The organism is Desulfosporosinus sp. BICA1-9 (assembly GCF_000802135.1).
This window is the reverse complement of the sequence record NZ_JUEE01000050.1, coordinates 1-21,628: the sequence shown is the minus strand read 5'-3', so window position 1 is coordinate 21,628 and position 21,628 is coordinate 1. Positions and strand designations below refer to the sequence as shown.

Sequence of the window (21,628 nt, the reverse complement as noted above, 5' to 3'; positions counted from 1 at the left end):
ATCCCAAAGGAGGAACGGGCGCAATTCATCATCGATATGGATATCGAATGACCAATCAGGAACTCAGGCAAGCGGTCAATGAACGGACGCAGACCCGGCAAGAAAAAGACCAGGTCTTACAGGAAAAAGACCAGGCCCTGCAGGAGAACGAGGACCTCCAGAAGACAGTGGAAGACCAAAGCGGTATCATCACCGAGCTGACTACGGAGCTTGCCAATCTGAAGGTTCAATTGGAGAACGTCAAGACGTCCAAAGCGGAGCTCGATAAAACGGCCAGGCAGCTGAAGGATTCGCTGGAATCGCTCCAACAAAGCTCATCCGCCAAGGGCTATGAGAGGATGAAAACGAACTTCATTAATACGTCGCTCAAGGTCAGGGCCAACCATATCACAGATGGACGTTATGAAGTAAATGCTTGAGAATATCACTTTAGCATGCTATGATAAACATGCATAATTGGAGAAATTTGGTGTCCGTATGACTTCGTATATTGCAGTCACCAGCTACTTTGATTATCTTTGTTTGGGAGGAGTGCTAACCTATGGATAGCGAAGAGCTCTTAAAAATCGTCGCCAGGGATGAAGACGGCCAACATCAATTTAAAGCAAATATCACCAATAGTTTGGCAAGCGAAGGCAACCTAAACCTTGCCGCCGCTTTGCTTTTTTCTAAAGCACCTTATTATAAACTTCCCATATTCATCGTCAAAGCCGTTTCCTATCCGAGCAAAGACATTGACGTCTCTCATTACATTGAAAGCGCAGATTTAAAGGGAAAATTGTCAGATCTTTTTCAGTCAACTCTCAACTTTATGTTACGCAACATTGCTTACATCCAGCATCAGCAAGATGTCAATTCACTAGGAGAACCAGAAATTCCTAAAATTGTATTTGAAGAGTTATTGGTGAACGCATTAATCCATAGGGATTACCTCATTTCTGCTCCGATCCGAATCTTCATCTTTTCGGATCGCATCGAAATTATCAGTCCCGGTCATCTTCCCAATAATCTCTCGGTGGAGAATATCAAGAAGGGTATCTCAAATATTCGGAATCCCATTTTGGCTTCTTTTGCCACAAGAATACTACCTTATCGTGGTCTTGGCAGTGGGATCCGAAGAGCACTTAGTGCTTATCCGGCAATTGAATTGATAGACGATCGCGAAGGGAATGTCTTTAAAGTCATTATTGCACGCGAAAAGAAAGTATCCCACTAGTTGCTCGACCATACCAGTCATCAACATTGATATTTTAGATTTCCTGCATCCTTTCCTGGTCTTGCATTGAATATCCATCTCTTTTAACATCACTCATATTTAGTGAATCATCTTTCATTACAATATTCTTTAGCTTTTTAACTGCCCCATAAGGCTCTTTTAATGAACAGGGGACCAGGGACCAGTGCCTGACACCAACTTATCATTGATTTTATCGAAGCGGCCCCATTTCTAAACTCCTCTCGAATCTGAGCTCTATTATGGTCTTATGTATTCGCTTTATCGAAGGTCGGGAACCAAAGCTCAAGCGGAGATTGGCTTGACTTTACCCTAATTGATGAACCGCTGACGTCGTTAGATCAAGAGCACCAAAGAAGTTTTGCCTCTGTAGTCTTTGACACATATTCAGCTCATCAGTATATCGTAACGTCTCACGATTTGCGATGGCCACGGGAACTAAAACGATTGACTAGCCAAAATATCTCCGCTCAATTTCATAGTTGTTCTTTACCTCTTCGATTATGGTGATGAATGGGAGTTTAAGGTTGAAGTGGAGGAAATAAGCTCGGAAAAGCCATTACCTCTCACACCTAAGATTGTTGGTAAACGGGGTGAGGCGCCTGATCAGTACGGATATGGGTATTAGCCCCGGAAACGTGAGCGCCTTACCAGACTTGATAAGATGCAACCTTTGGCATGGTTCGGACTGAAGTGCGCAACAGAGTTGGTAATTCCCACTTGGGACATGTTTTTGATGACGGTCCAGCAGACAAAAGAGGAAAAAGGTACTGCATTAACAGTGCTTCGATACGATTTATTCCCCTTGGGCAAATGAAAGAACAAAATTATGGGCAATTTATGTCGCTGGTAGATTAAAGTATTATGGAGTCTTGTCTTGCTGAATTCTGATTTATCAGATAAAGGATCAGTTTTCGTTCCTAGTCAAATATGTTCCCTAAGTCAATTGCTAAGTCATCAAATAACCCATCGTTTATTGTTTCGTCTTTCCCGTACACTGCTGGTTCAGTAAATACATTCTCGGAGAATTTATAAACTTCCACAATCTTATTCAATGGATCAACTATCCAGTATTCTCGGACTCCTGACAATCGGTAGCGTCTTAATTTGACTCGTTTGTCTTTTAACGCTGTTGATGGACTCAAGACCTCCACTACAAGGTCGGGAACACCGACACAGCCTTTTTGGTGTATCTTCGATTGATCACATATCACAGTTATATCAGGTTCAACATAATTGTCATTTTCATCATCCAACCATACCCCAAAAGGTGCAGGAAAGGCCTTGCACCGTTTACCCTTTAGATAAGTATAAAACTCACCATATAAATTTCCGACAATAGCTTGGTGTTGGGATGAGGGAGGTGGTGTCATATCGTAAATTACACTATCAATACGTTCCCAACGTTCAAACTCGAATTCCAATGGTTTTTCTTCCAAATAAAACACCCCCTTTGTAAAATTATACCATGGTTCAATTGGTTTTAAAAGGCGAATGAGAATCATTATAAGAGCAACAATAAAGACATTGATAATGAAATAGGGCTCTATGTACTTTTGAGGCATTTATCTAATTACAGAGAAAAAGCGCTTTGGTTAAGGGAATATGAGTTTGGATTACAGCAAAACGTGCAACAAAGGAAAGCCCTTGTTGAAACGTACAAATGTATCAAGGAAACAGGAGATTTTCCACAGTACTGACAGAGAAAAGTTCAGTGTATTTGCAAATATGATCGTGAATGTAATCGATGTGGAGGTACAATTTCGTGAGAAACGTGAGATCACCATATATTAGCCTTTCCGATAGCGTCCGCTGCAGAAAGGAATATTTCGGTGGAATACTTTTCAATACTAGGACAGGAACTATGATGGATGTTGACAGGGGAGCCTATTTGTTAATTTTACTTATCCAAACCATGGGCGTAGTAGATGTTAATGATCTCGATAGGATTTGGTTTATCGTATATAATAAACACATTAATCGAAGAGTGGTTATTAGGATAATAGAAAAGTTACTTGAGTTTAAAATGTTGGTAGTTATGCCAAATGGCCGACTCAATAACGATTACGATGTGAGTTCTAACCTCTTGGATCAGACCAGAATCGCTGGATCTGATCTCCAGTTTATTAGCGCACCGGAAACTATCCATTGGGCAGTTACCTATAAATGTGAATTGGATTGTCCGGATTGCTATGTACGACGACATCGTGAGGATTTTACGACTGAACTTAATACAATAGAGGCCTTGACGATCATCGATAAGATAGCTGACGCCAGGGTTTTCCAATTGGCTATCGGCGGTGGGGAGCCCTTGTTGAGAGAAGATATTCTAAGCATTGTTGCTAGGGCTCATGAAAGGAAACTAGTAGTTCATGTTACAACAGGCAGGTATCAGCATGAACCTGCTGCTCTTAGAGAACTAGCAAAATATATTAAGAGCTTGCAGATCGGAATTAAGCAAGAGGAATTGCTGGCGCAGCCGGAAAACGAAAAGGAAAAGCTAATCCAGCTCATTGCTATGACCAGTGAGCTCGGCCTTGATATTGGAGCTAATCTGATGTTATCTAACTCTACGCTTAGCGAATTTGAGCACATCATTGATTTGCTAGCAGCTGTAGGATTTAAGAGGTTAACCCTGCTGCGATATAAACCACCTGGAGACATTCAGCGTTGGCTTAAGGAAAAACCTGATGAGTACACTCTTTTGGAATTTGAACGGAAGTTTTCTAAAACTGTGGATACCTATCCAGATATCCAATTCAGGGTGGACTGCGGGTTGGCGTTTCTGGAAAGAAAACTGTCACCTCAAACAGCGGAGGCTCATGGGATCAGGGGATGTACTGCTGCGAATAGGATCTTGTCAATAGCACCAAATGGCTCAATTTATGCTTGTTCCCAATTAGTTGGACAAGGCTTCTCTGCAGGTAATATATTGGAGGATGACTTAAAACACGTCTGGATGAACAGTGAAGTTTTAAAAAAATATAGGAGTTTTCGTACCAAAAAGCCTTTCAAATATAGCGACTGTGGTCAATGTACTGCTAAAATCCATTGCGGAGGGTGCAGGGTATTTGCCGATGATGCCTTAGGGGCCGATTCGGGTTGTCCTGAGCCTGTCCTATCACCCGCGAAGCTGAAAAAATATGGTAAGGAAGATCTTTATGATACAATTTTAGATATTCAGGAAAGCATCGGTTTTACAAATGCTGGCTTTCCTTATGCGTCCTTTGAGCAAATCCAGGGCTGGTTGGAGGAAGAATTTTATCCTAAATGGTTGCTTAGAAAAGAAATAAGGGGACAACAGTTATGAAAATTATCAGTGTAAAAAAGGGTTTCACCTCAGACCACAGTTCTACTTCCTATGAATTTCTGGCAGTGGATAAAGTGCTGAGCAAAAAGGACCGGCAAGCGGTTGCATCATTGTCCAGTCGAGCCAATCCGACTGCCAGAGAAGTAAGCTTTATTTATCACGCAGACGGCTATGATATTCCAGGCGGCTGGGAGGCGCTAATGGAAAAGTATTATGATGTTATGTACAGCGAGTCTTATGATTGGTGGACGTTCGCTATCGCCTTCAATTCTTCAAAGGGGCAGGTAGCTGAGTTAAAGAAGTATGAATTTGACGGTGAGGACGATTGTGGCATCAATGTACACGAACAGGATGGTCGGACAATTATTGAGATTAATTGCCGCTTAGATTCGTACTATATCGATGATCCGTATGACAAATATGACGACTATGACGATGATGACGACTGTGAAGAAGATGAGGGGGAAACAGAGAGTTTATTTGTCGCTGAAAATGAATTGCTTAACCTGTTAGTCAAAATAAGGGAACAATTAATGCAAGGTGATTACCGGGCTTTATATGCAGTATGGGAAAGATATGGTTACTTAACTGATGAAGATGAAGAAAATGACGACGATGACGATGACGATGACGAAAAAGACGAATATGAAAGTATTATCCCACCCAAGCCACCTGAAAGATCTCAAGGAAAAAGCATCATAGAGCAATTCTCAAATATGCTCGAATGACAGTTGATACATAATAACCATTAGCTGATATATTTTGATCTCAATGGTTGAGGCGATGTATCTCATGATTGCATTCGCAACACTCGTTGTTTTGATCATAAAGAAGAAATAACCGCCCCTAGCAAGGACTGCGGTTATTTCTTATAACTTCAATTCGGGCTAACCGTTCGGTTAGACAATCTGCTGGGCTGGCGTGCTTGCAACACGTCAGTCCTTTTCTTATATTATACCCATAGATTGTAAAATATACAACCAGCTTGTCTTTAACTGGATACTTGAACACATACTGAAAAAAGATAAACTTATTACTGCTTAAACCTTTGGGGATACAACAAATGAGAATCAATGAATATTGGCTTAGTGCTATTGTTAAGTAAAGGAAAGGATAACTTTGGGAGAGTTAGAAAAACATGCTCGACTATTTAATCTGATTGCTCCTGTTTACAATAAATTCTTTCACTGGCATGCTCAGGGCCGCCAGAATGTCCACCCAGGGGAAGTCCATTGAGTTTGAGCAGGGGGCTCTCGTTACATTGCTGGGAGTTAATGTTTAGGATTTAATTAGGAAAATAATTCATATATCTTTTTTATAAGTTCTACAAAGATATAAGAAAGGAGATTTTTTATGTCGAAAAACTATGAATCTGAGTTTAAAACCATTGCTGCCTTAATGTTAAAAAGGCTTCCGCCACCGCCTCCTGTAAGCGACGTCAATACTAAGTACAATCTCTTTTAGGCGGGGAAGGATTGCCTTGCTTATACCATAACACAGGCCTCCTCCTTGGCCGAAAGGGCTAAAAATGGAGGAGCTTACGAATGATAACTATGCTTCGGGACAAAACCCTTTGGGGATTAATCCTTGCTGTGCTGTTCATGATGGTCGGAGTAGGAATGATAGTTGTGATATTGCCACAACGAATCGTGTCTTTGGATGGAAACTCGCATTCAGTGGGATATCTGGCTTCGGCTTTCGCCTTTTCCTATATACTATTCCAAGTTCCTATCGGCAGTTTGTCGGATAAATTAGGTTTCAGGCCGTTTCTAATCATTGGATATTTGCTGTGTTTTTTGGCCGGATTGGTGTTTTTCTTTGCAACAAGTTCAGGCTTGATATTTTTCGCCCGGTTTATGCAAGGGGTCGGCGAAGCGCCGGTTTGGGCGCTAGCCCCAGCATTGCTGTCAGTAAAATTTCCAATGGCAGTGGCTATCGGATTATTCTTCTCATTATTCTATGTGGCGATAAGCCTTTCACAAGTTATTACCGGCTCATTATCGGACAGATTTGGCTGGAATACATTTATGATCATAGGACTTCTTGTCGCCGCTGTTGGGATAATTATTACTCCATTCTTAAGTAGCCTGCTAATCTTCTTGCCACTAACGGTCGCGAGTTTGGGAATGGGCGTTTTCTATCTTGCATCAATGGGCTTCTTGAATGAAATCGTGCCCAACTCTTTAAAGGGTACTATTTCGGGGGCATATTATCTCTTTTGGGGTGTCGGGATGTTTTTCGGTCCCCCAATAATAACTAAAATTGCGTCATACGTCAGTTTTCAGGCATCAATGACAGGTTATTCGTTTCTTATGCTGCTAGTAGCATCTGGAATGGTGAAGCTCTTAGGTTGGAATAGAGCCGAGATTAAAGCGGAAATTTTAAACTAAAAGAATCGCAAATTTTTCAAACATTTGAACCAATCAAGACTAAATTAGTACATTATTTTTTTACTGTTTGGCGTTTGGAGCTTGTGAGAAAAGAGTACTTTGCGAGACGCAAGGCAGTTTTAGATGAGATGGCGGCCGTCAGAGAAGCAGAACTCCGGTATTCCATCAATGAAGAGCTATTTCATTGGCAGAAAGACAGTGAAGAGGACGTTTTGTTGGGAACTGTATGACCAACAAAAACGTCCTCTCTTGTCCTTATCCGACTTATTTTCTTTCACTGCATCAAATCCAAACATATGGAATAATTCAAGATATAAGTGAAATGACAGGCGGTAGGGTCGTATTAGGCCCCGGGACCTTGTATGGCGCGATTAACTCTATGCTTACAAAAGGTTGGATAAGTTTATACAGTGAGGATAAAGAATCCAGAAAGAAAAAAGAATATTTGCTCACAGAAATAGGCAGGGAAATATTTGTGAAGGAAGTTAAAAGGTTAAATGAACTTGTAGAGAATAGGAAAAAGATGGATGAAGAAACGGAGATGAAAAAAGTAGGATTTATTAGTATCCAAACTGGAATATATAATCCTAATCCCGGCTAAATCGGTGATGTCTTCTAGTTTTGTGTATTTATCATCTTCCCGATTTACCTTTCTCTTTAAGCTTTCTCGGCTTTTTAACCGGGAAGTGATTGAGTGAACGTTAATGTCCTTAAGCTGAAGTATTCCTTTTAACAAGTTTTCGGTGACATTTGCAAAATCGGAATATACTGGATAAACTTGATCGAATTTAGCAATGATGTCGGCTGAATTTTGATTGGTCATCTTAAATTTCCCTTCGGCTTCTTTAGTTTCTTTTTGTTATTATGTTATCACATTTATTTTGCCATATAAAAGTCTGATGATTCTTGTGGACCTTCTTCTGAAAAATTTACCTTTTCAGTGGACGGTCATTGATGATAAGATTAGATAAGACACGATTTAACCCTAAGTCGTGTCTATTTTAACCAGAAAAAATTCTTAGGAGAGACTGACGAAGTACATGAAAAAAATAAGTGAAATTTTTAGTGATTATGAAGCAGAGGGGAACCTCAATACTGCTATTGTACAAGCAGTGGTCTTAACTAAAAGTACGAAAACCCTGGAGATGAAAATCAGCTCTGATCAATATATTGAACTAAGAGAAATTGAATCCCTAAATCAGTTTATCAGGGAACGATTAGCCTTAGACGATTCAATCATCACAGTAGTTTACAGTGAGGGAACTCATAGAAAGCCCTTAGAAGAGGAACTCAAAACTATTTTGTCACTGATGGCCGATAAGCATCCGGTCTTAAATGGAGTGCTCAAAACTTGTGACTATGAAATAGCACAAAATCATTCGATCAAATTTACGTTTAAAACGGCAGTTTCCTACTTATTAAAAGCGAGGGGTTACGATAAAAAAATCCAAGAGACCATAAAAGACCTCTACGATGCCACCTATCAAATCAATTTTGTGGATAATGTAAGCAGTGAAGAATTAATGAGACTGCAAGAAGATGCACAAGAAATGGAAATTCTGCTTCTGCAAAAGGAAGCGGCTGCCACACCAAGCCATTATGCCTCTGAATTACCTAAGGAAGCTGGGCCAATAAAGCCGGAAATTAAAGGAGAAAAGGACGGCAAAAAAGGCGATCCTTCCTTGATCTTAGGCAGAAACGCGACTATCAAGGACAAGGTCATTAAAATTACGGACATTACACCGGATGAGGGCAGGATAGCTATCCAGGGTGAACTATCCAATATCGAAGCCAAGGAATTAAGAAGCGGAAAAACCTTAATTTCCTTTGATTTATATGACGGCACGAGTTCCATGACCTGTAAGGCCTTCCTCAAGCCCGGTGAAGATGGTGAGATAGTAGCCAGGCTGAAAAAGGCTAAGGGGGTCAAGCTGGCCGGAAATGCCGGCTTTAGCCAGTTTTCCGGGGAAATTGAGCTTATTGCCAATACCATTGTAGAAACACCAGGCAGGAAGAAGGCTCAACGTCTGGACAGGGCAGAGGAGAAGCGGGTCGAGCTGCATATGCATACCCAGATGAGTCAGATGGATGCCATGACCAGTGCCACGGATCTGATTAAAAGAGCTATGAGCTGGGGTATGAAATCCATTGCCATTACGGATCATGGCGTAGTGCAGTCTTTTCCTGAGGCCCATAAGCTCTTAGGACGAGATAATCCGAACATGAAGGTTATCTATGGTGTGGAAGCCTATTTGGCACCGGATAAAAAGCCATCGGTAACCAACGCCAAGGGCCAGAGTATTGATACTGCCTATTGCGTGTTGGACTTGGAAACCACCGGCTTCTCAGCTGTAACGGAAAAAATCACAGAAATAGGAATTATGAAACTCAAAGATGGCAAGGTTATCGACCAGTTCAGCTGCTTTGTTAATCCTGAAAAGCCGATTCCAGCAAGGGTGGTAGAGGTTACCAACATCACTGATGATATGGTAAACGATGCAGAAACCATAGAACAGGTCTTTCCTAAACTGCTGGAATTTATAGAGGGAAGCGTTTTGGTGGCCCATAATGCTGAATTTGATCTGGGTTTCTTAAAGCATAATGCTAAGGCCTTAGGCTGTGACTTTGATTACACCTATTTGGATACCTTGTCCTTGGCCAAGGAGCTCTTTCCGGATTACAAAACCTATAAATTAGGCAGAATCGCCAAGAACTTGGGCTTTAAGGTGGAGGTAGCTCACAGGGCCTTAGATGATGTGGATACCACGGTCAAAGTTTTTAAGGTTATGCTTGAAAAGCTTAAGCAACGGGGAGCAGAAACCCTTGAGGATATCGATCTCTTTGGCTCCGATGAAGACGCAAAGAAGGCTGAGTATAAGAAGCTTAAAACCTATCATGCCATCATCTTAGCCAAGGACTATGTGGGATTAAAGAATTTATATAAGCTGGTTTCCTATTCCCACTTAGATTATTTTTATAAAAAACCACGGATCTTAAAGAGCCTTTATGAAAAGTACTCTGAAGGTTTAATCCTGGGCAGTGCCTGCAGTGAAGGTGAGCTTTACCAGGCCATCTTACTGGGAAAATCCGCTGAGGAAATTAAAGCCATTGCCGAGGGCTACGATTATTTAGAAATCCAGCCTCTCGGGAACAACGATTATCTGGTCAGAACAGAGCAGGTGCCCGACAAAGACTATTTAAAGGAAATCAACCGCAAAATTGTGGCTCTGGGTAAAAAATTAAACAAGCCTGTCGTCGCCACCGGGGATGTTCACTTCCTGGATCCGGAAGATGAAATCTACAGGCGAATCCTGGAAGCTGGTCAAGGCTTTAAGGATGCCGATAATCAGGCCCCCTTATATTTAAAAACCACCGAGGAGATGCTGGAGGAGTTTTCCTATTTAGGAGCGGCAAAGGCTTATGAGGTGGTGGTAACCAACACCAATCTGGTGGCCGATATGTGCCAGCCGATCAGTCCTATTTCAGCGGAGAAGTGCGCGCCTCATATTGAAGGCTGCGAGCAGACGATTAAGGATATTACCTATGAGAAGGCCCATGCCCTCTATGGAGACCCCTTGCCGGAAATTGTTCAGCAAAGGCTGGATAGAGAGCTGGATTCCATCATCAAAAATGGCTTCTCTGTCATGTATATCATTGCTCAAAAGCTGGTCTGGAAATCCAATGAGGATGGCTATCTGGTCGGCTCTCGAGGATCGGTGGGTTCCTCGGTTGTGGCCTATATGACTGGTATTACGGAAGTCAATGCCCTGCAGGCCCATTACCGGTGTCCCAGCTGCCAGTATTCTGACTTCTCTGATTATGGGGTTAAAATCGGCTTTGACTTGCCGGATAAGGTGTGTCCGGTTTGCGGAGAAAAGCTGGCCAAGGATGGCATCGATATCCCCTTCGAGACCTTCTTAGGCTTCAATGGGGATAAAGAGCCGGATATTGACTTGAATTTCTCAGGAGAATATCAGGCCAAGGCCCATAAATATACAGAGGTCATCTTTGGCAAGGGTACAACCTTTAAGGCCGGAACCATCGGGACTATCGCCGAAAAAACAGCCTTCGGCTACGTGAAAAAGTATTATGAGGAAAAAAGCCGTACCGTAAACAAGGCAGAAACTCTGAGAGTCTCCAAAGGCTGCACCGGGATCAAAAGAACCTCAGGGCAGCACCCGGGAGGAATCATCGTTGTGCCGAAGGGACGAGAAATCTTTGAATTTTGCCCCGTCCAGCATCCTGCCGATGACTCCAATTCGGAGATCATAACCACCCATTTCGATTATCACTCCATTGATTCGAACCTCTTAAAGCTGGATATCCTGGGTCATGACGACCCGACGGTCATCCGAATGCTTCAGGATATCACCGGAGTGGATCCTCTAACGATACCCATGGATGATCAGGAGACCATGTCGATCTTCTCCTCCACGGAAGCCTTAGAGGTAACCCCGGAGCAGATCAATTCTAAGGTCGGAACCTTTGGAATTCCTGAGTTTGGCACGAAGTTTGTCAGAGGAATGCTTCTAGATACAAGGCCCAAAGCCTTCACAGATTTAATCTGCATATCCGGACTTTCTCATGGTACGGATGTGTGGCTGGGAAATGCCAAGGACTTAATTGATGCGGGAACCGTGACTCTAAGTGAAGCCGTGTGTACCCGGGATGATATTATGACGTATTTGATAAGTAAGGGCCTGCCGCCCGATACGGCGTTTAAGATCATGGAGCTGGTGCGCAAAGGAAAGGCTTTATCGAACCCTGAAAAATGGGCCGAATATGAAGCTTTGATGAGGGAGCATAAGGTACCGGAATGGTATATCGATTCCTGCCGTAAAATAAAATACATGTTTCCTAAAGCCCATGCTGCAGCCTATGTCATGATGGCCTTCCGCATAGCCTGGTTTAAGGTGCACATACCCCAGGCTTATTACGCAGCCTACTTTACCATTCGAGCAAAGGCCTTTGAGGCTGAATTTATGATCTTCGGCAAAGAAAAGGTTAAGGCCAAAATGAAGGAAATTGAGGAGCTGGGTAACCAAGCTACCCCTAAGGATAAGGATATGTACGATGACTTGGAATTGGTTTTGGAAATGTATGAAAGGGGCTTTAAATTCCTGCCCATTGATTTATACAAATCCCATGCCACAAGATTTCTGCTCGAGGAGGAGGGCTTAAGGCCGCCCATCAACAGTATATCCGGCATGGGCACGGTGGCAGCCGAAGGTCTATATAACGCGGCCCAAGAAAAGCCCTTCAACTCCATAGAGGATGTCAAGAAACGGGCTAAAATCGGGAATGCTACCATCGATTCACTTCGGAAATTTGGCTGCTTCAAAGGAATTCCGGAAAGTGATCAGATGAGTCTTTTTGATGTGATTTAGATTCACGAAATTATACCCATCTTTGATTACATTGGGAGGCATGGTAGTCAGCTTTTATTTATTGTCACTTGCTATTAAGTCACTCCCAATTGGCACAGCATATGCTATTTGGACAGGAATTGGTGCTTTAGGTGTAGTGTTGATTGGTATTTTCCTTTTCAATGAGCCCGCTAATATCTTGCGAATTTTATTTCTATGCTTGATACTGGTGGGTATTATAGGGTTAAAACTTACTTCTGTATAGTTTCTCTCCGATCCGCACACAGCAGAAGAGCAATCCAGTTCCCCTAAAGCATAGTGGGATGAAAGTTAGTCAATGAAAGCGAGGAAATAATAATGTTTAGAAAAATGAGAAGAGGTAAGCAATTATTATCAATGGAAGACACCGTAGCTGTAATGGACAGATGCACAAATGGTGTCCTGGCGTGCTTAGGTGATGAAGATTATCCTTACGCAGTTCCACTTAGCTATGTCTATTTGAATGACAAAATCTATTTTCATTCAGCAAAAGCCGGACATAAAATCGATGCATTGACGAAGAACCCAAAGGTATCTTTTTCAGTAATAGATGAAGATACCATAGTAAGTGAAAAATTTACTTCTTATTTTCGCAGCGTTATTGCTTTTGGTAAAGCTAGAATTGTAGAAGGTGATGAAAGGCTGGAAGCTTTTGAGGCTTTAGTTGAAAAGTATTCAGCAGATCAACCTGAAGAAGCCAAGCATAAGGAAATATCCGGATGTACGCAATCTTATATGGTTGCAATTGACGTCGAGCACATAACTGGCAAGGAAGCCCTTGAATACGTCAACGCTAAAAGTGATTAAAGATGTGAAAACAACAAGCCGCCGTTCACTGGTATGCTTCCATAAAGGTAGACAGGTTAAATAATTCCAACCTACTACGGAAAATTGGGAGCATATCACAGTGCCAGGCGGCTTGTAATGTTTAAGTGGCTATTTAATGGAAATTAGAACTTAATTATTTTAGGTTCACCTGTAAAGGTAGCTATCGTAGCTACTGCATCCTGCAAATACAATACCTGGGTGTTAGGATCTGTTGCAGAGTACCGAGACTGAAGTGTAGGATAGCTTTCAAGCATACTCTCCTTTACTTCAACACGGTCATCCTCTACTGCAACGGCCTGGATACGAATCCATTCTTGGCCATTAAATGCGCAAATTTCAATTTTGGGATTTGCTGTCATTTGTTTTGAAACGTCCTTTACCTTACCAGTCTGAATATAAAGCTTACCCTCAAAAATGTTGACAGTTCCAAAGGGACGAACTCGTGGCTGATCTCCATCGACGGTTGCTAAGTAATAAGTCTGGCACTTCTTTAAGAAATCAAAAACTTCTTGCATTAAAGAAATCTCCTTTCAATTTATACAATAAATTTACAATAAAAGTCTTGAAATAACAAGTACGATTATTTATGATACATAGTATCTAATTAGATACTGTCGGGAGGAGATTATGGAATTGGAGAAAGATTTATTTGGGATATGCCCTTATACAACTGCACAGAAGGTTCTTTCTGGTAAATGGTCGGTCTATATTAAACGTCTGCGCGAAAAGATCGAGGATGATAGTCAAAACCCATCAATTATTAAAACAGTTCGTGGAATCGGATACAAAGGGGGCAGCTAAGTTGTTGCGAAATAAAGAAATCAAGCTATATATCACACTTTTGACGGCAGTTGTAATAGTAGGTTTTGTTGCCTGCTATTTTTTTAATCCCGTCTCAGGGATCATTGCTTTATTAGCGTTGCTTTTAATGGGTGCAGTATCCTTCATGTTTACGAGATGGAGATATCAGCAAATAGAAAAGCTAACGGAATATCTAAAGCGAATTGCAGGTGGCGAATACTCCCTTGATATTAGAGATAATGATGAAGGCGAGCTTAGCATCCTTAAAAGTGAACTATATAAAGTAACCGTAACCCTCTCTGAGCAAGCAAGCCTCTTGAAAAAAGACAAGCGTTATCTAGCAGATTCAATCTCGGATATTTCACATCAGCTTAAAACGCCTATTACCTCAATGTCTGTTATGACAGACCTGATCAGTGATGAAAACCTATCCCTGGATAAGCGTGTGGAATTTACCCAAAATATTCGTTCACAGCTTGAAAGACTTCAATGGCTTGTGGCATCACTACTCAAGCTGTCGAAGATTGATGCAGGTACAATTAAGTTTAAGAAAGAGCCTGTAAATGTGCAAGACCTTATCACACGATCCATTGAACATCTACTAATCCCCATGCTACTTAGCCCATTCAGAATTGTGACGAGCATAGCTAGGGAATTGCAAAAAGGCCGCCTCGTTTTATGAGGCGGCAGTGAGTCGTGAGAATAGTCAGGGACAAGTTTATCTTTTCGGTCTGGAAGATTATGCTATAATTGTAGTAACAGGTTGTCGAGGGACGGTTAGCCACACCCTTTTAGAAAGGGGGTGGTATGATGATCTCAATGGTTGAGGCAATGTATCTCATGATTGCATTTGCAACACTTATTGTTTTGATCATAAAGAAGAAATAACCGCCCTCTAGCAAGGATCGCGGTTATTTCTTATAACTTATAATCCGGGCTAACCGTTTGGTTAGACAACCTGCTGGACTGGTGTGCTTGTAACACGTCAGTCCTTTTCTAATATTATACCCATAGATTGTAAAATATGCAACTAGCTCACGAGCTGTCAGTTGTTGTTCCATCAGCTCAATAAGAAACTTAGACCCCGCAAGCGATTGTGGGTTTTTTAGTTTTCTATGTCATTTGATTCGGTTGGACTTCATAGAGACCCTGTAAGATGGGGCAAAGGCAGCCAAATTTGTTGTTTTAATAACTGGCAAATGGTCAATAATTATTCTCTACCATCTTTGCAGCGATGGACAGCGCTCATGAGCACAACTTTACCTTTAATGAGGCCATTTCCTTGATGGTGATGTGCGATACTCAAGAAGAAATCGACTAATATTGGGATAAGTTATCTGCAGTCCCTGAAGCAGAACAATGTGGTTGGTTGAAGGACAAATACGGCTTTTCATGGCAGATTGTTCCCACGGTCATGAATGAGATGATGCAGACTAAGAATGCTGCAAAATTAGCCCAAGTAACGGATGTACTCCTCTGGGAGTGCTTACATCTGGAAAGGAAAATTAACATGAATATGATATCTCAGCCCTTAGCTGGTTTCTTGATGATTTTCTGGTCTGAAGTGACCCATATAAACCCCGAATACACGCACTTGATTTGGCAGAACTTCAATAACTTTATGCTTGCTATTTCCAGACATTAACTTTATTAGTGGTGATCCTTCCGACCATTTTATACGCTTCAGGGTTCCCTCTTCATCATTGTTGATGAGTGCGGCCACGATTTGACCATTATAATCTGCCCACTGCGCATAACGCATGAAGACAATATCTCCAGACTCGATACCGGCACCGATCATGCTGTCATGCTTCACCCTCAAGGCATAGTCTGGTTGACGACTATCTTGGAATGGATAATGGATATAGCCCTCAACATTCTGCTCAGCCAGTAATCCTTCACCAGCACAGATTCTGTCGATAAGGGGGATAGACTTATATGACTGAGTTTTCTTAAATGATGAATTTATGTCAGACTTTAAGACATTTAATGAGTCGGCAATCTTTTGTAGATTACCAGGGGGAATTAATGTTTTTCCATTCACGTAGTCTGATATTGTGCTTGTTGGTAATTTAGTTTTATTGCTTAGATCGGTTTGACTAACACCTTTAAGGTGTAGGATCTGTTTGAGGTTGACAGAAATGTCCGCGATCATGCCAAGCTCAACCTCTGTATACTTACTGCGTGCCACATAATTCCCTCCAAAGTCTGAAAATATTCTATTCCGAGTATATCCGATTTCATGAATAATAAATAGTAGGTTAGATTAACCGGCAAGGCCCTGCCGATCAAGAATAAGCCTCTGCCCATCATCGCCATCACAACCACCGCAGGCACCGGCAGCGAAACGGATGCATGGGGTGTTATCACCAATGCGGAGACACACGAAAAGATCGGCTTCGGCGGTATTGACGAGTTGTTCCCGAAAATCGCGATCATCGATCCCGAACTGATGATGAGCGTACCGCCGAAATTCACGGCTTATCAGGGCTTCGATGCCTTCTTCCACAGTGCCGAAGGCTATATTTCCAAATATGCAAATCTGATGAGCGATATGGTCGGTATCACCGCCATCGAAAATGTAAGCCGCTATCTGGCAAAAGCAGTGCACGACGGCAGCGATCTGGATGCACGCGAAAAGGTTGCCTTCGGCAATTATCTTTCCGGCATCGAGATGGTCGTCGGCGCAACGAGCAGCCAACACTCTTTGGAGCATGCCATGAGCGCTTATCATCAGGATCTGCCTCACGGGGCAGGACTCATCATGCTGAGCAAGGCCTATTTCACCTTCTTTATCGACAAGCATGTATGTGACGAGCGTTTCATCCGCATGGCCAAAGCGATGGGCAAGGAAGACACAAGCAGACCGGAGGACTTCATAGCAATGCTGACCAAGCTGCAGGAAGACTGCGGCGTGGCTGATTTGAAGATGTCCGACTACGGCATAAAGCCGGAAGAATTTGAGACTCTTGCGAAAAATGCCAAGGACACCATGGGCGGGCTGTTTGAATGCGACAGGGTGGCTTTGAGCGTCGAGGACTGCGTTGCCATCTATAAAAAGTCCTACAAGTAACCGAAGGAGGAGTGGAGATTTATATGAAATATGTTACTTTAAATAACGGCGTCAAAATGCCGATTCTGGGCTATGGCGTCTATCAGGTCGATCCGGCTGAATGCGAGCGCTGCGTACTGGATGCCATTTCAGCGGGATATCGCTCCATCGACACCGCACAGGCTTATAACAACGAGGAAGGCGTCGGCAATGCCATTGAAAAATGCGGCGTGCAGCGCGCGGAACTGTTTATAACCACCAAGGTTTGGATTTCTAACGGCGGCTACGAAAAAGCCAAGGCTTCCCTTGCGGATTCGCTGAAGAAACTGAAAACCGATTATATCGACCTGTTGCTGATCCACCAGCCGTTCAACGATTACTACGGCACTTACCGCGCTATGACGGAGGCTTACAAGGCCGGCAGAATCCGAGCCATCGGGGTCAGCAACTTCTATCCAGACCGCCTGATTGATTTCTGTCAGTTTCAAGAGGTTGTCCCGGCGGTCAACCAGGTGGAAACCCATCCCTTCCAGCAGCAGAAAGCAGCGCACGATATTATGAAGAAATATGGCGTGCAGCACGAGTCCTGGGGACCGTTTGCTGAGGGTCGGAAGGATATGTTCACCAACCCGGTCATCAAGGCCATTGGTGACAAATACGGCAAGTCGGTGGCCCAGGTGATTCTGCGCTTCCTGATTCAGAGCGATGTGGTGGTGATTCCAAAATCCACCCATAAGGAGCGTATGATCGAAAACTTCAATGTATTTGACTTTGCCCTGGCTGCCGAAGACATGAAAGCAGTTGCCGCGCTGGACGAAAGTGAAAGCGCTTTCTTCTCCCACTATGATCCGCAGACGGTGGAGTTTCTGACAGGTCTGGGAAAGTAAGGGAGGTGCGTAATATGTCTATCTCGAAAATACCTGTGTTCGGGGAACGGTATTCTCCGGAGCACATGCGCATGGTTAACAAATAACTTTTTTGGAGGAATTAAACTATGATAAATCGCACATGGCTGATTACCGGTGTCAGCAGCGGCTTCGGCTATGAACTGTGTCGGCAGCTTCTTGAGAAGGGTGACAAGGTCATCGGAACCGTCCGCAACCAGAGCAAGGTTAACGGTCTCATCAAGAAGTATCCCAACGCCTTCACCTGCGAGATTTTAGATCTGACAGATGTTCCTGCAATTCATAAGCTGGTCAACAGCTCATCTGTGCTTTCAACATGGGAGTCATCAGTATCACATTCATCGGCCGCATTCTGATCTGCTTCCAACAAGTCAAGGGAAGTTTGGATCTCTTCTAGATAATATTCAAAAGGTTTGAAGGGCAGGAGTTTTAACGAATAATTTAAATTTACCCATTCTAAGGTAACAGAATAGGGGGGGAGATAATCTAAATAGGTATTGACGACGATATTCATGGCCATATTGATAGCTAATGTGCTGTAACTAGCCTTAAATTCTTTGGCCCTTATTAAATGCAGGGATACTATATGGAGTATTTCGTGTTTAATGGTACTTTCCATTTGTTTGATATTAAGATTTAAGAAGATGATGGGATTAAAATAGATAACATACTTAGCCCCTTTAAAATTCACAGCAGTAGGGCTGCTGATATCAAAGCGTATCTCTCTGGACATTTGCATCAAAAAATAGCCGTAGAAATTATCTATGTCTTCCATAAGGCTGAGATTAACTTTATCGACAACGATAAACCCTTCATTCCCTAGGGCATGTCTGTATATTTTAGGATAACTGTTTTTAATATCCTTCATGAGTCCTATCTTTAAATCGACAGGATATAGTTCCAAAAACTCAATCAGCCTCTCCATATAAAAATTTGAATCATCACGATCATTTAAGATAGTTGCTTCTAAGCTTTTGAGAATATTCTTGGCGGATAGATAAAGCCTGGTATGGTTTTCGTTTTTCACTCTTTCTCTGAGCGATTCGTGAAGAGAATTTCCTGAAAAAACATCCTGATAGGATATGAGGGAACGATGATCGGATTCCACAAAGCTCACAAACTCTTCGGCGATTAATCGCCCGACATTTCCTTTGATAACATTTAAAAACACGGAGCGAGGTATGGAATCTTTTTTCTCTTTATACATTTTATAACTGCTGGAAATTCGCTCATAGCTTCTGGGAGTTGCTCTTAGATCGTCTTCGTTGATCTTATGCAAATAATCGGGGAAGGTGGAGATAAACTCGACAACCTTTTGCTCAATTCCGGCCTCTATGGCCCAATCTATCCACTGATTATAATCAGGCTCCATCGATAACCAGACAAACCGATTTTCTTGGGCGGCATCCATATCAACGACATGGTAATCAAAATCCGAACCATATTTACTGGAAGGGTTCATAGCGGCTAATATTTTTACACCTTCAGGTAACTTATAGCCATTGATTTCTCGATTTAAGATTAAATTCATAAGTTCCTGTTGGACGGTATGTTCACAGCGATTGATCTCGTCGATAAATAACAGGACGGTTTTTTCCTTGAGATATTTCTTCATCAATTTCCCTGAGCTTATGATGAACAGCATATACTGTCGCTTTCTTTTCAACCTGATCTTCTTGATTATTGACGCCTGCATAAGCTTCGATGGTTGGTAGACCGCCGATTTCACCTTCTTTAAGGAGATTCCCATTAATCACAATTAAACTCCACTGATTTTCTTGAGCAATTTCCTGGGCTAATGCTGTTTTGCCGATTCCGCTTTCCCCAACGATTAAGGGGACTTCTCCCGTCGATAGTACTAAGTCAACACTTTTTAAGGTGTCCGTAAAATTCATGGTGTCTCACTCCTATAGCATCTTCAGCTTTTCATCGACAGCTATTTTTTTGGCCTTTTTACTGCCATATTTATAAATAAACATGAGCTTGTCCATGGGCATAAGGACACAGTTTTGATTGAGGTAACTGCAATTTAAAAAATCTCTGACATATCTTTCTTCAACCTCTTCATTGGCTAAGGCTTCCTTTAACACGTGTTCTAATTCATCTTGAGTGATTTGGTTCATAACATAGTTAATCACTAAACTATTGACTTTCAAAAATTCTAAGATTTTATGTTGATCTAAATCATTGATAAAGGTAATAGCGTTTTCATTATTCTTGATCGCTAGAAGCTCGGCCTGAGGGGTAGGAGAATTGATATATCTCAAGGCATCATAACTGATGTTTACAGCCTCTTCCTGGACACTTGCGCAAGGTTCTTCGATAAATTTTATTGAATCGTAATTTTTTCTTACGGCTAATAATTGCAATTCCTCACTTGGATTCTTAACATATTTAATAGCCCAGCCGGCTCGATTGATCGCTAATTTGATTAACTCATCGCTGGGATTTTTAAGATACTCTAAGTTAACCCAGCCATCATTGAGCGCTTTGATCATCATATCTTCTGTAGGGTCATCTATAAATTGAATCGCTCGGCCATTATTGTTTAGAGCTAATTCTTGCATCTCTCTGGTTGGATTATTAATATATTTTAAGGTAAGTCCATTTTTCCCTACAGCCAATAACTTGATCTCATCGGTGGGATTAGTTATATAGGCTATGGCATTAGGATTATTCTTGATCATTTCAATCAGCTTTGCTTTTTCCATAAGGTTACGTTCCTTCTGTGATTATTTTTAGTATTACTTCGGTTAATTGATATATTTTCTAAGTTGATTTACACAGTTGATTATAACACCGGATAACAAAAGGGTCTATAAATGCAGGCCTCCACCCCATCTTAACAATTGATACAACAAGAAGCCCAAATGACTGGATCGGTATGCGTAAGCTCTTTTTTTGGCTGCGGTCTGAAGGGCGTGGTCGCAAAACGTTTATACGAAAACGTAGAGCGGCAATCTCTTTATGTTAGGTAAGGCCATAAACAACTCGAATTAAGGGAGGTATTACCCTGCTAAACTTCAGTTTTGATTATTCATAAAAAATACTCCATAATATATTATACGCATAAATTATGCGTATAATATCATTGAAAGGAGGAGAACATAATGACGGTTCGGGAAGTCCTAAAGATTCTGAAGCAGGAAGGTTGGATAGAGAAAGAAACTAAGGGCTCATATATCCAGCTAATACACCCAACAAAATCAGGAAAGGTAACATTACCGAACCACAAGGGCGACATTCCAATAGGTACAGTTAACAGCATATGGAAGCAGGCGGGGTTGAAATAAACCCGCACCTGCTCTTAAATAATTAATCTTTTAGAGGTGATTAACTTGCGTAAATTAACTTATTTTGCTATTTTTGAGCCGTCTACCCATGGGGCATTTGGTGTGTATTTTCCAGATCTACCGGGCTGTATTTCAATGGGCGATGATTTTCAGCACGCTCAGGCTATGGCAAAAGAAGCTTTGGGGCTACATCTTTGGGGTATGGAGAAAGACGGGGACATAATTCCAACTCCTACCCAGCCGCCTTTTGAGGACACTCCTGTAGGATCTATAATTGCTCCTATTACCGTGTTTCCAGAAGTCGTGAAGAATGAGATGGATAATCGGTCCGTAAAGACAAATATAACGTTACCGGCTTGGTTAAAGGAACTTGCTGAAAAACAAGGAGTGAACTTTTCACAGATTACCCA

The 21,628-nt window shown here is 42.0% G+C and carries 20 protein-coding genes and 8 pseudogenes; 21 read left to right on the top strand and 7 right to left on the bottom strand.

What is annotated here, in order from left to right; all coding sequences use genetic code 11:
• From JL57_RS07055 to JL57_RS33760, 4 genes and pseudogenes are all read left to right on the top strand, one after another.
• Positions 1 to 389: pseudogene (locus tag JL57_RS07055) on the top strand (preprotein translocase subunit SecA); the annotation flags it as partial.
• A gap of 152 nt (positions 390 to 541) precedes the next feature.
• A complete protein-coding gene (locus tag JL57_RS07050; protein WP_291299794.1) occupies positions 542 to 1,216 on the top strand; it encodes an ATP-binding protein in 675 nt (224 codons plus the stop codon).
• 478 nt (positions 1,217 to 1,694) lie between these two features.
• The gene (locus JL57_RS36285) at positions 1,695 to 1,862 is read left to right on the top strand and encodes an IS1096 element passenger TnpR family protein (RefSeq protein ID WP_366556991.1); all 168 of its coding nucleotides are present in this window, start codon (positions 1,695 to 1,697) and stop codon (positions 1,860 to 1,862) included.
• A 47-nt stretch (positions 1,863 to 1,909) separates the two neighbouring features.
• Positions 1,910 to 2,092, top strand: a pseudogene (locus tag JL57_RS33760) (peptide-methionine (R)-S-oxide reductase); the annotation flags it as partial.
• Positions 2,093 to 2,154: 62 nt separating this feature from the next.
• Here the strand turns inward: JL57_RS33760 and JL57_RS07045 are convergent.
• Positions 2,155 to 2,682 (bottom strand): Uma2 family endonuclease, encoded by a 528-nt coding sequence (locus JL57_RS07045; protein ID WP_291299793.1) that lies wholly within the window; start codon positions 2,680 to 2,682, stop codon positions 2,155 to 2,157.
• Between the two features lie 317 nt (positions 2,683 to 2,999).
• Here JL57_RS07045 and JL57_RS07035 point away from each other — a divergent pair, with 317 nt between their 5' ends.
• The 5 genes from JL57_RS07035 (at position 3,000) to JL57_RS07020 (ending at position 7,535) form a co-directional block, all read left to right on the top strand.
• Positions 3,000 to 4,544, top strand: a complete 1,545-nt coding sequence (locus tag JL57_RS07035) for a radical SAM/SPASM domain-containing protein (protein WP_291299792.1) — start codon at positions 3,000 to 3,002, stop codon at positions 4,542 to 4,544.
• Complete coding sequence (locus JL57_RS07030; protein ID WP_034141342.1) at positions 4,541 to 5,272, top strand: hypothetical protein; 732 nt, start codon at positions 4,541 to 4,543, stop codon at positions 5,270 to 5,272. Before JL57_RS07035 ends, JL57_RS07030 begins: the two co-directional genes overlap by 4 nt.
• Before the next feature lie 816 nt (positions 5,273 to 6,088).
• Positions 6,089 to 6,934, top strand: a complete 846-nt coding sequence (locus JL57_RS07025) for an MFS transporter (RefSeq protein WP_291299791.1) — start codon at positions 6,089 to 6,091, stop codon at positions 6,932 to 6,934.
• An 83-nt stretch (positions 6,935 to 7,017) separates the two neighbouring features.
• Positions 7,018 to 7,164: a hypothetical protein gene (locus JL57_RS33755; protein WP_291299790.1), complete on the top strand. Its 147-nt coding sequence runs from the start codon at positions 7,018 to 7,020 to the stop codon at positions 7,162 to 7,164.
• On the top strand, positions 7,161 to 7,535 hold the full coding sequence (locus tag JL57_RS07020; protein ID WP_045691095.1) for a PadR family transcriptional regulator: 375 nt from the start codon (positions 7,161 to 7,163) through the stop codon (positions 7,533 to 7,535). Before JL57_RS33755 ends, JL57_RS07020 begins: the two co-directional genes overlap by 4 nt.
• Here JL57_RS07020 and JL57_RS33750 read toward each other — a convergent pair.
• Complete coding sequence (locus JL57_RS33750; RefSeq protein WP_291299789.1) at positions 7,428 to 7,757, bottom strand: hypothetical protein; 330 nt, start codon at positions 7,755 to 7,757, stop codon at positions 7,428 to 7,430. The two genes, JL57_RS07020 and JL57_RS33750, sit on opposite strands and share 108 nt — an antisense overlap.
• Positions 7,758 to 7,974: 217 nt before the next feature.
• Between JL57_RS33750 and polC the strand changes: the two genes are divergently transcribed.
• The 3 genes and pseudogenes from polC to JL57_RS07005 all read left to right on the top strand — a co-directional run bounded on the left by polC (position 7,975) and on the right by JL57_RS07005 (position 13,146).
• A complete protein-coding gene (gene polC / locus JL57_RS07015) occupies positions 7,975 to 12,321 on the top strand; it encodes a DNA polymerase III subunit alpha (protein ID WP_034141341.1) in 4,347 nt (1,448 codons plus the stop codon).
• 1 nt (position 12,322) lies between these two features.
• Positions 12,323 to 12,565: pseudogene (locus JL57_RS07010) on the top strand (QacE family quaternary ammonium compound efflux SMR transporter); the annotation flags it as partial.
• Between the two features lie 92 nt (positions 12,566 to 12,657).
• Positions 12,658 to 13,146 carry a pyridoxamine 5'-phosphate oxidase family protein gene (locus tag JL57_RS07005; RefSeq protein WP_034141340.1) on the top strand — a complete coding sequence of 163 codons (489 nt, stop codon included), beginning with the start codon at positions 12,658 to 12,660 and terminating at the stop codon, positions 13,144 to 13,146.
• 143 nt (positions 13,147 to 13,289) lie between these two features.
• On the opposite strand, the gene JL57_RS07000 is transcribed toward JL57_RS07005, so the two are convergent.
• Positions 13,290 to 13,682, bottom strand: coding sequence for a pyridoxamine 5'-phosphate oxidase family protein (locus JL57_RS07000; protein WP_034141339.1), 393 nt, complete (start codon positions 13,680 to 13,682; stop codon positions 13,290 to 13,292).
• Between the two features lie 184 nt (positions 13,683 to 13,866).
• Between JL57_RS07000 and JL57_RS33745 the strand changes: the two are divergent.
• The 4 genes and pseudogenes from JL57_RS33745 to JL57_RS33735 form a co-directional block, all read left to right on the top strand.
• Positions 13,867 to 13,968: pseudogene (locus tag JL57_RS33745) on the top strand (helix-turn-helix domain-containing protein); the annotation flags it as partial.
• 4 nt (positions 13,969 to 13,972) lie between these two features.
• Positions 13,973 to 14,650 (top strand): sensor histidine kinase KdpD, encoded by a 678-nt coding sequence (locus tag JL57_RS06995; protein ID WP_291299788.1) that lies wholly within the window; start codon positions 13,973 to 13,975, stop codon positions 14,648 to 14,650.
• A gap of 7 nt (positions 14,651 to 14,657) precedes the next feature.
• Positions 14,658 to 14,795 carry a hypothetical protein gene (locus tag JL57_RS33740; protein ID WP_291299787.1) on the top strand — a complete coding sequence of 46 codons (138 nt, stop codon included), beginning with the start codon at positions 14,658 to 14,660 and terminating at the stop codon, positions 14,793 to 14,795.
• A gap of 407 nt (positions 14,796 to 15,202) precedes the next feature.
• Positions 15,203 to 15,613, top strand: a pseudogene (locus JL57_RS33735) (VOC family protein).
• Here JL57_RS33735 and JL57_RS33730 read toward each other — a convergent pair.
• Positions 15,500 to 16,159: a LexA family transcriptional regulator gene (locus JL57_RS33730; protein ID WP_291299786.1), complete on the bottom strand. Its 660-nt coding sequence runs from the start codon at positions 16,157 to 16,159 to the stop codon at positions 15,500 to 15,502. The pseudogene JL57_RS33735 and the gene JL57_RS33730 overlap by 114 nt on opposite strands.
• A gap of 78 nt (positions 16,160 to 16,237) precedes the next feature.
• On the opposite strand from JL57_RS33730, the pseudogene JL57_RS06985 reads away from it, so the two are divergent.
• The 3 genes and pseudogenes from JL57_RS06985 to JL57_RS33725 all read left to right on the top strand — a co-directional run.
• Positions 16,238 to 17,041, top strand: a pseudogene (locus tag JL57_RS06985) (iron-containing alcohol dehydrogenase); the annotation flags it as partial.
• A 23-nt stretch (positions 17,042 to 17,064) separates the two neighbouring features.
• Positions 17,065 to 17,907, top strand: coding sequence for an aldo/keto reductase (locus JL57_RS06980; protein ID WP_034141338.1), 843 nt, complete (start codon positions 17,065 to 17,067; stop codon positions 17,905 to 17,907).
• Positions 17,908 to 18,014: 107 nt separating this feature from the next.
• Positions 18,015 to 18,281, top strand: a complete 267-nt coding sequence (locus tag JL57_RS33725; RefSeq protein ID WP_291299785.1) for an SDR family NAD(P)-dependent oxidoreductase — start codon at positions 18,015 to 18,017, stop codon at positions 18,279 to 18,281.
• Here the strand turns inward: JL57_RS33725 and JL57_RS33720 are convergent.
• From JL57_RS33720 to JL57_RS06970, 3 genes and pseudogenes are all read right to left on the bottom strand, one after another.
• Positions 18,275 to 18,727, bottom strand: a pseudogene (locus tag JL57_RS33720) (hypothetical protein); the annotation flags it as partial. The gene JL57_RS33725 and the pseudogene JL57_RS33720 sit on opposite strands and share 7 nt — an antisense overlap.
• Positions 18,728 to 19,820, bottom strand: a pseudogene (locus JL57_RS06975) (ATP-binding protein); the annotation flags it as partial.
• Between the two features lie 12 nt (positions 19,821 to 19,832).
• Positions 19,833 to 20,636 (bottom strand): hypothetical protein, encoded by an 804-nt coding sequence (locus tag JL57_RS06970; protein ID WP_034141337.1) that lies wholly within the window; start codon positions 20,634 to 20,636, stop codon positions 19,833 to 19,835.
• Positions 20,637 to 21,035: 399 nt separating this feature from the next.
• Here JL57_RS06970 and JL57_RS06965 point away from each other — a divergent pair, with 399 nt between their 5' ends.
• The gene (locus tag JL57_RS06965) at positions 21,036 to 21,218 is read left to right on the top strand and encodes a type II toxin-antitoxin system HicA family toxin (RefSeq protein ID WP_034141336.1); all 183 of its coding nucleotides are present in this window, start codon (positions 21,036 to 21,038) and stop codon (positions 21,216 to 21,218) included.
• A gap of 45 nt (positions 21,219 to 21,263) precedes the next feature.
• A partial coding sequence (locus JL57_RS06960) for a type II toxin-antitoxin system HicB family antitoxin (protein ID WP_034141335.1) occupies positions 21,264 to 21,628 on the top strand: 365 nt, incomplete at its 3' end.

Excerpts from the sequence above, each read along its gene's own strand:
- JL57_RS07050 (WP_291299794.1), top strand. The coding sequence starts at position 542 with ATGGATAGCGAAGAGCTCTTAAAAATCGTCGCCAGGGATGAAGACGGC.
- JL57_RS33725 (WP_291299785.1), top strand. The coding sequence starts at position 18,015 with ATGATAAATCGCACATGGCTGATTACCGGTGTCAGCAGCGGCTTCGGC.
- JL57_RS07030 (WP_034141342.1), top strand. The coding sequence starts at position 4,541 with ATGAAAATTATCAGTGTAAAAAAGGGTTTCACCTCAGACCACAGTTCT.
- JL57_RS07005 (WP_034141340.1), top strand. The coding sequence starts at position 12,658 with ATGTTTAGAAAAATGAGAAGAGGTAAGCAATTATTATCAATGGAAGAC.
- JL57_RS07020 (WP_045691095.1), top strand. The coding sequence starts at position 7,161 with ATGACCAACAAAAACGTCCTCTCTTGTCCTTATCCGACTTATTTTCTT.
- JL57_RS07000 (WP_034141339.1), bottom strand. The coding sequence starts at position 13,682 with ATGCAAGAAGTTTTTGATTTCTTAAAGAAGTGCCAGACTTATTACTTA.
- JL57_RS06980 (WP_034141338.1), top strand. The coding sequence starts at position 17,065 with ATGAAATATGTTACTTTAAATAACGGCGTCAAAATGCCGATTCTGGGC.
- JL57_RS06970 (WP_034141337.1), bottom strand. The coding sequence starts at position 20,636 with ATGGAAAAAGCAAAGCTGATTGAAATGATCAAGAATAATCCTAATGCC.
- JL57_RS06965 (WP_034141336.1), top strand. The coding sequence starts at position 21,036 with ATGACGGTTCGGGAAGTCCTAAAGATTCTGAAGCAGGAAGGTTGGATA.
- JL57_RS07025 (WP_291299791.1), top strand. The coding sequence starts at position 6,089 with ATGATAACTATGCTTCGGGACAAAACCCTTTGGGGATTAATCCTTGCT.
- JL57_RS33750 (WP_291299789.1), bottom strand. The coding sequence starts at position 7,757 with ATGACCAATCAAAATTCAGCCGACATCATTGCTAAATTCGATCAAGTT.
- polC (WP_034141341.1), top strand. The coding sequence starts at position 7,975 with ATGAAAAAAATAAGTGAAATTTTTAGTGATTATGAAGCAGAGGGGAAC.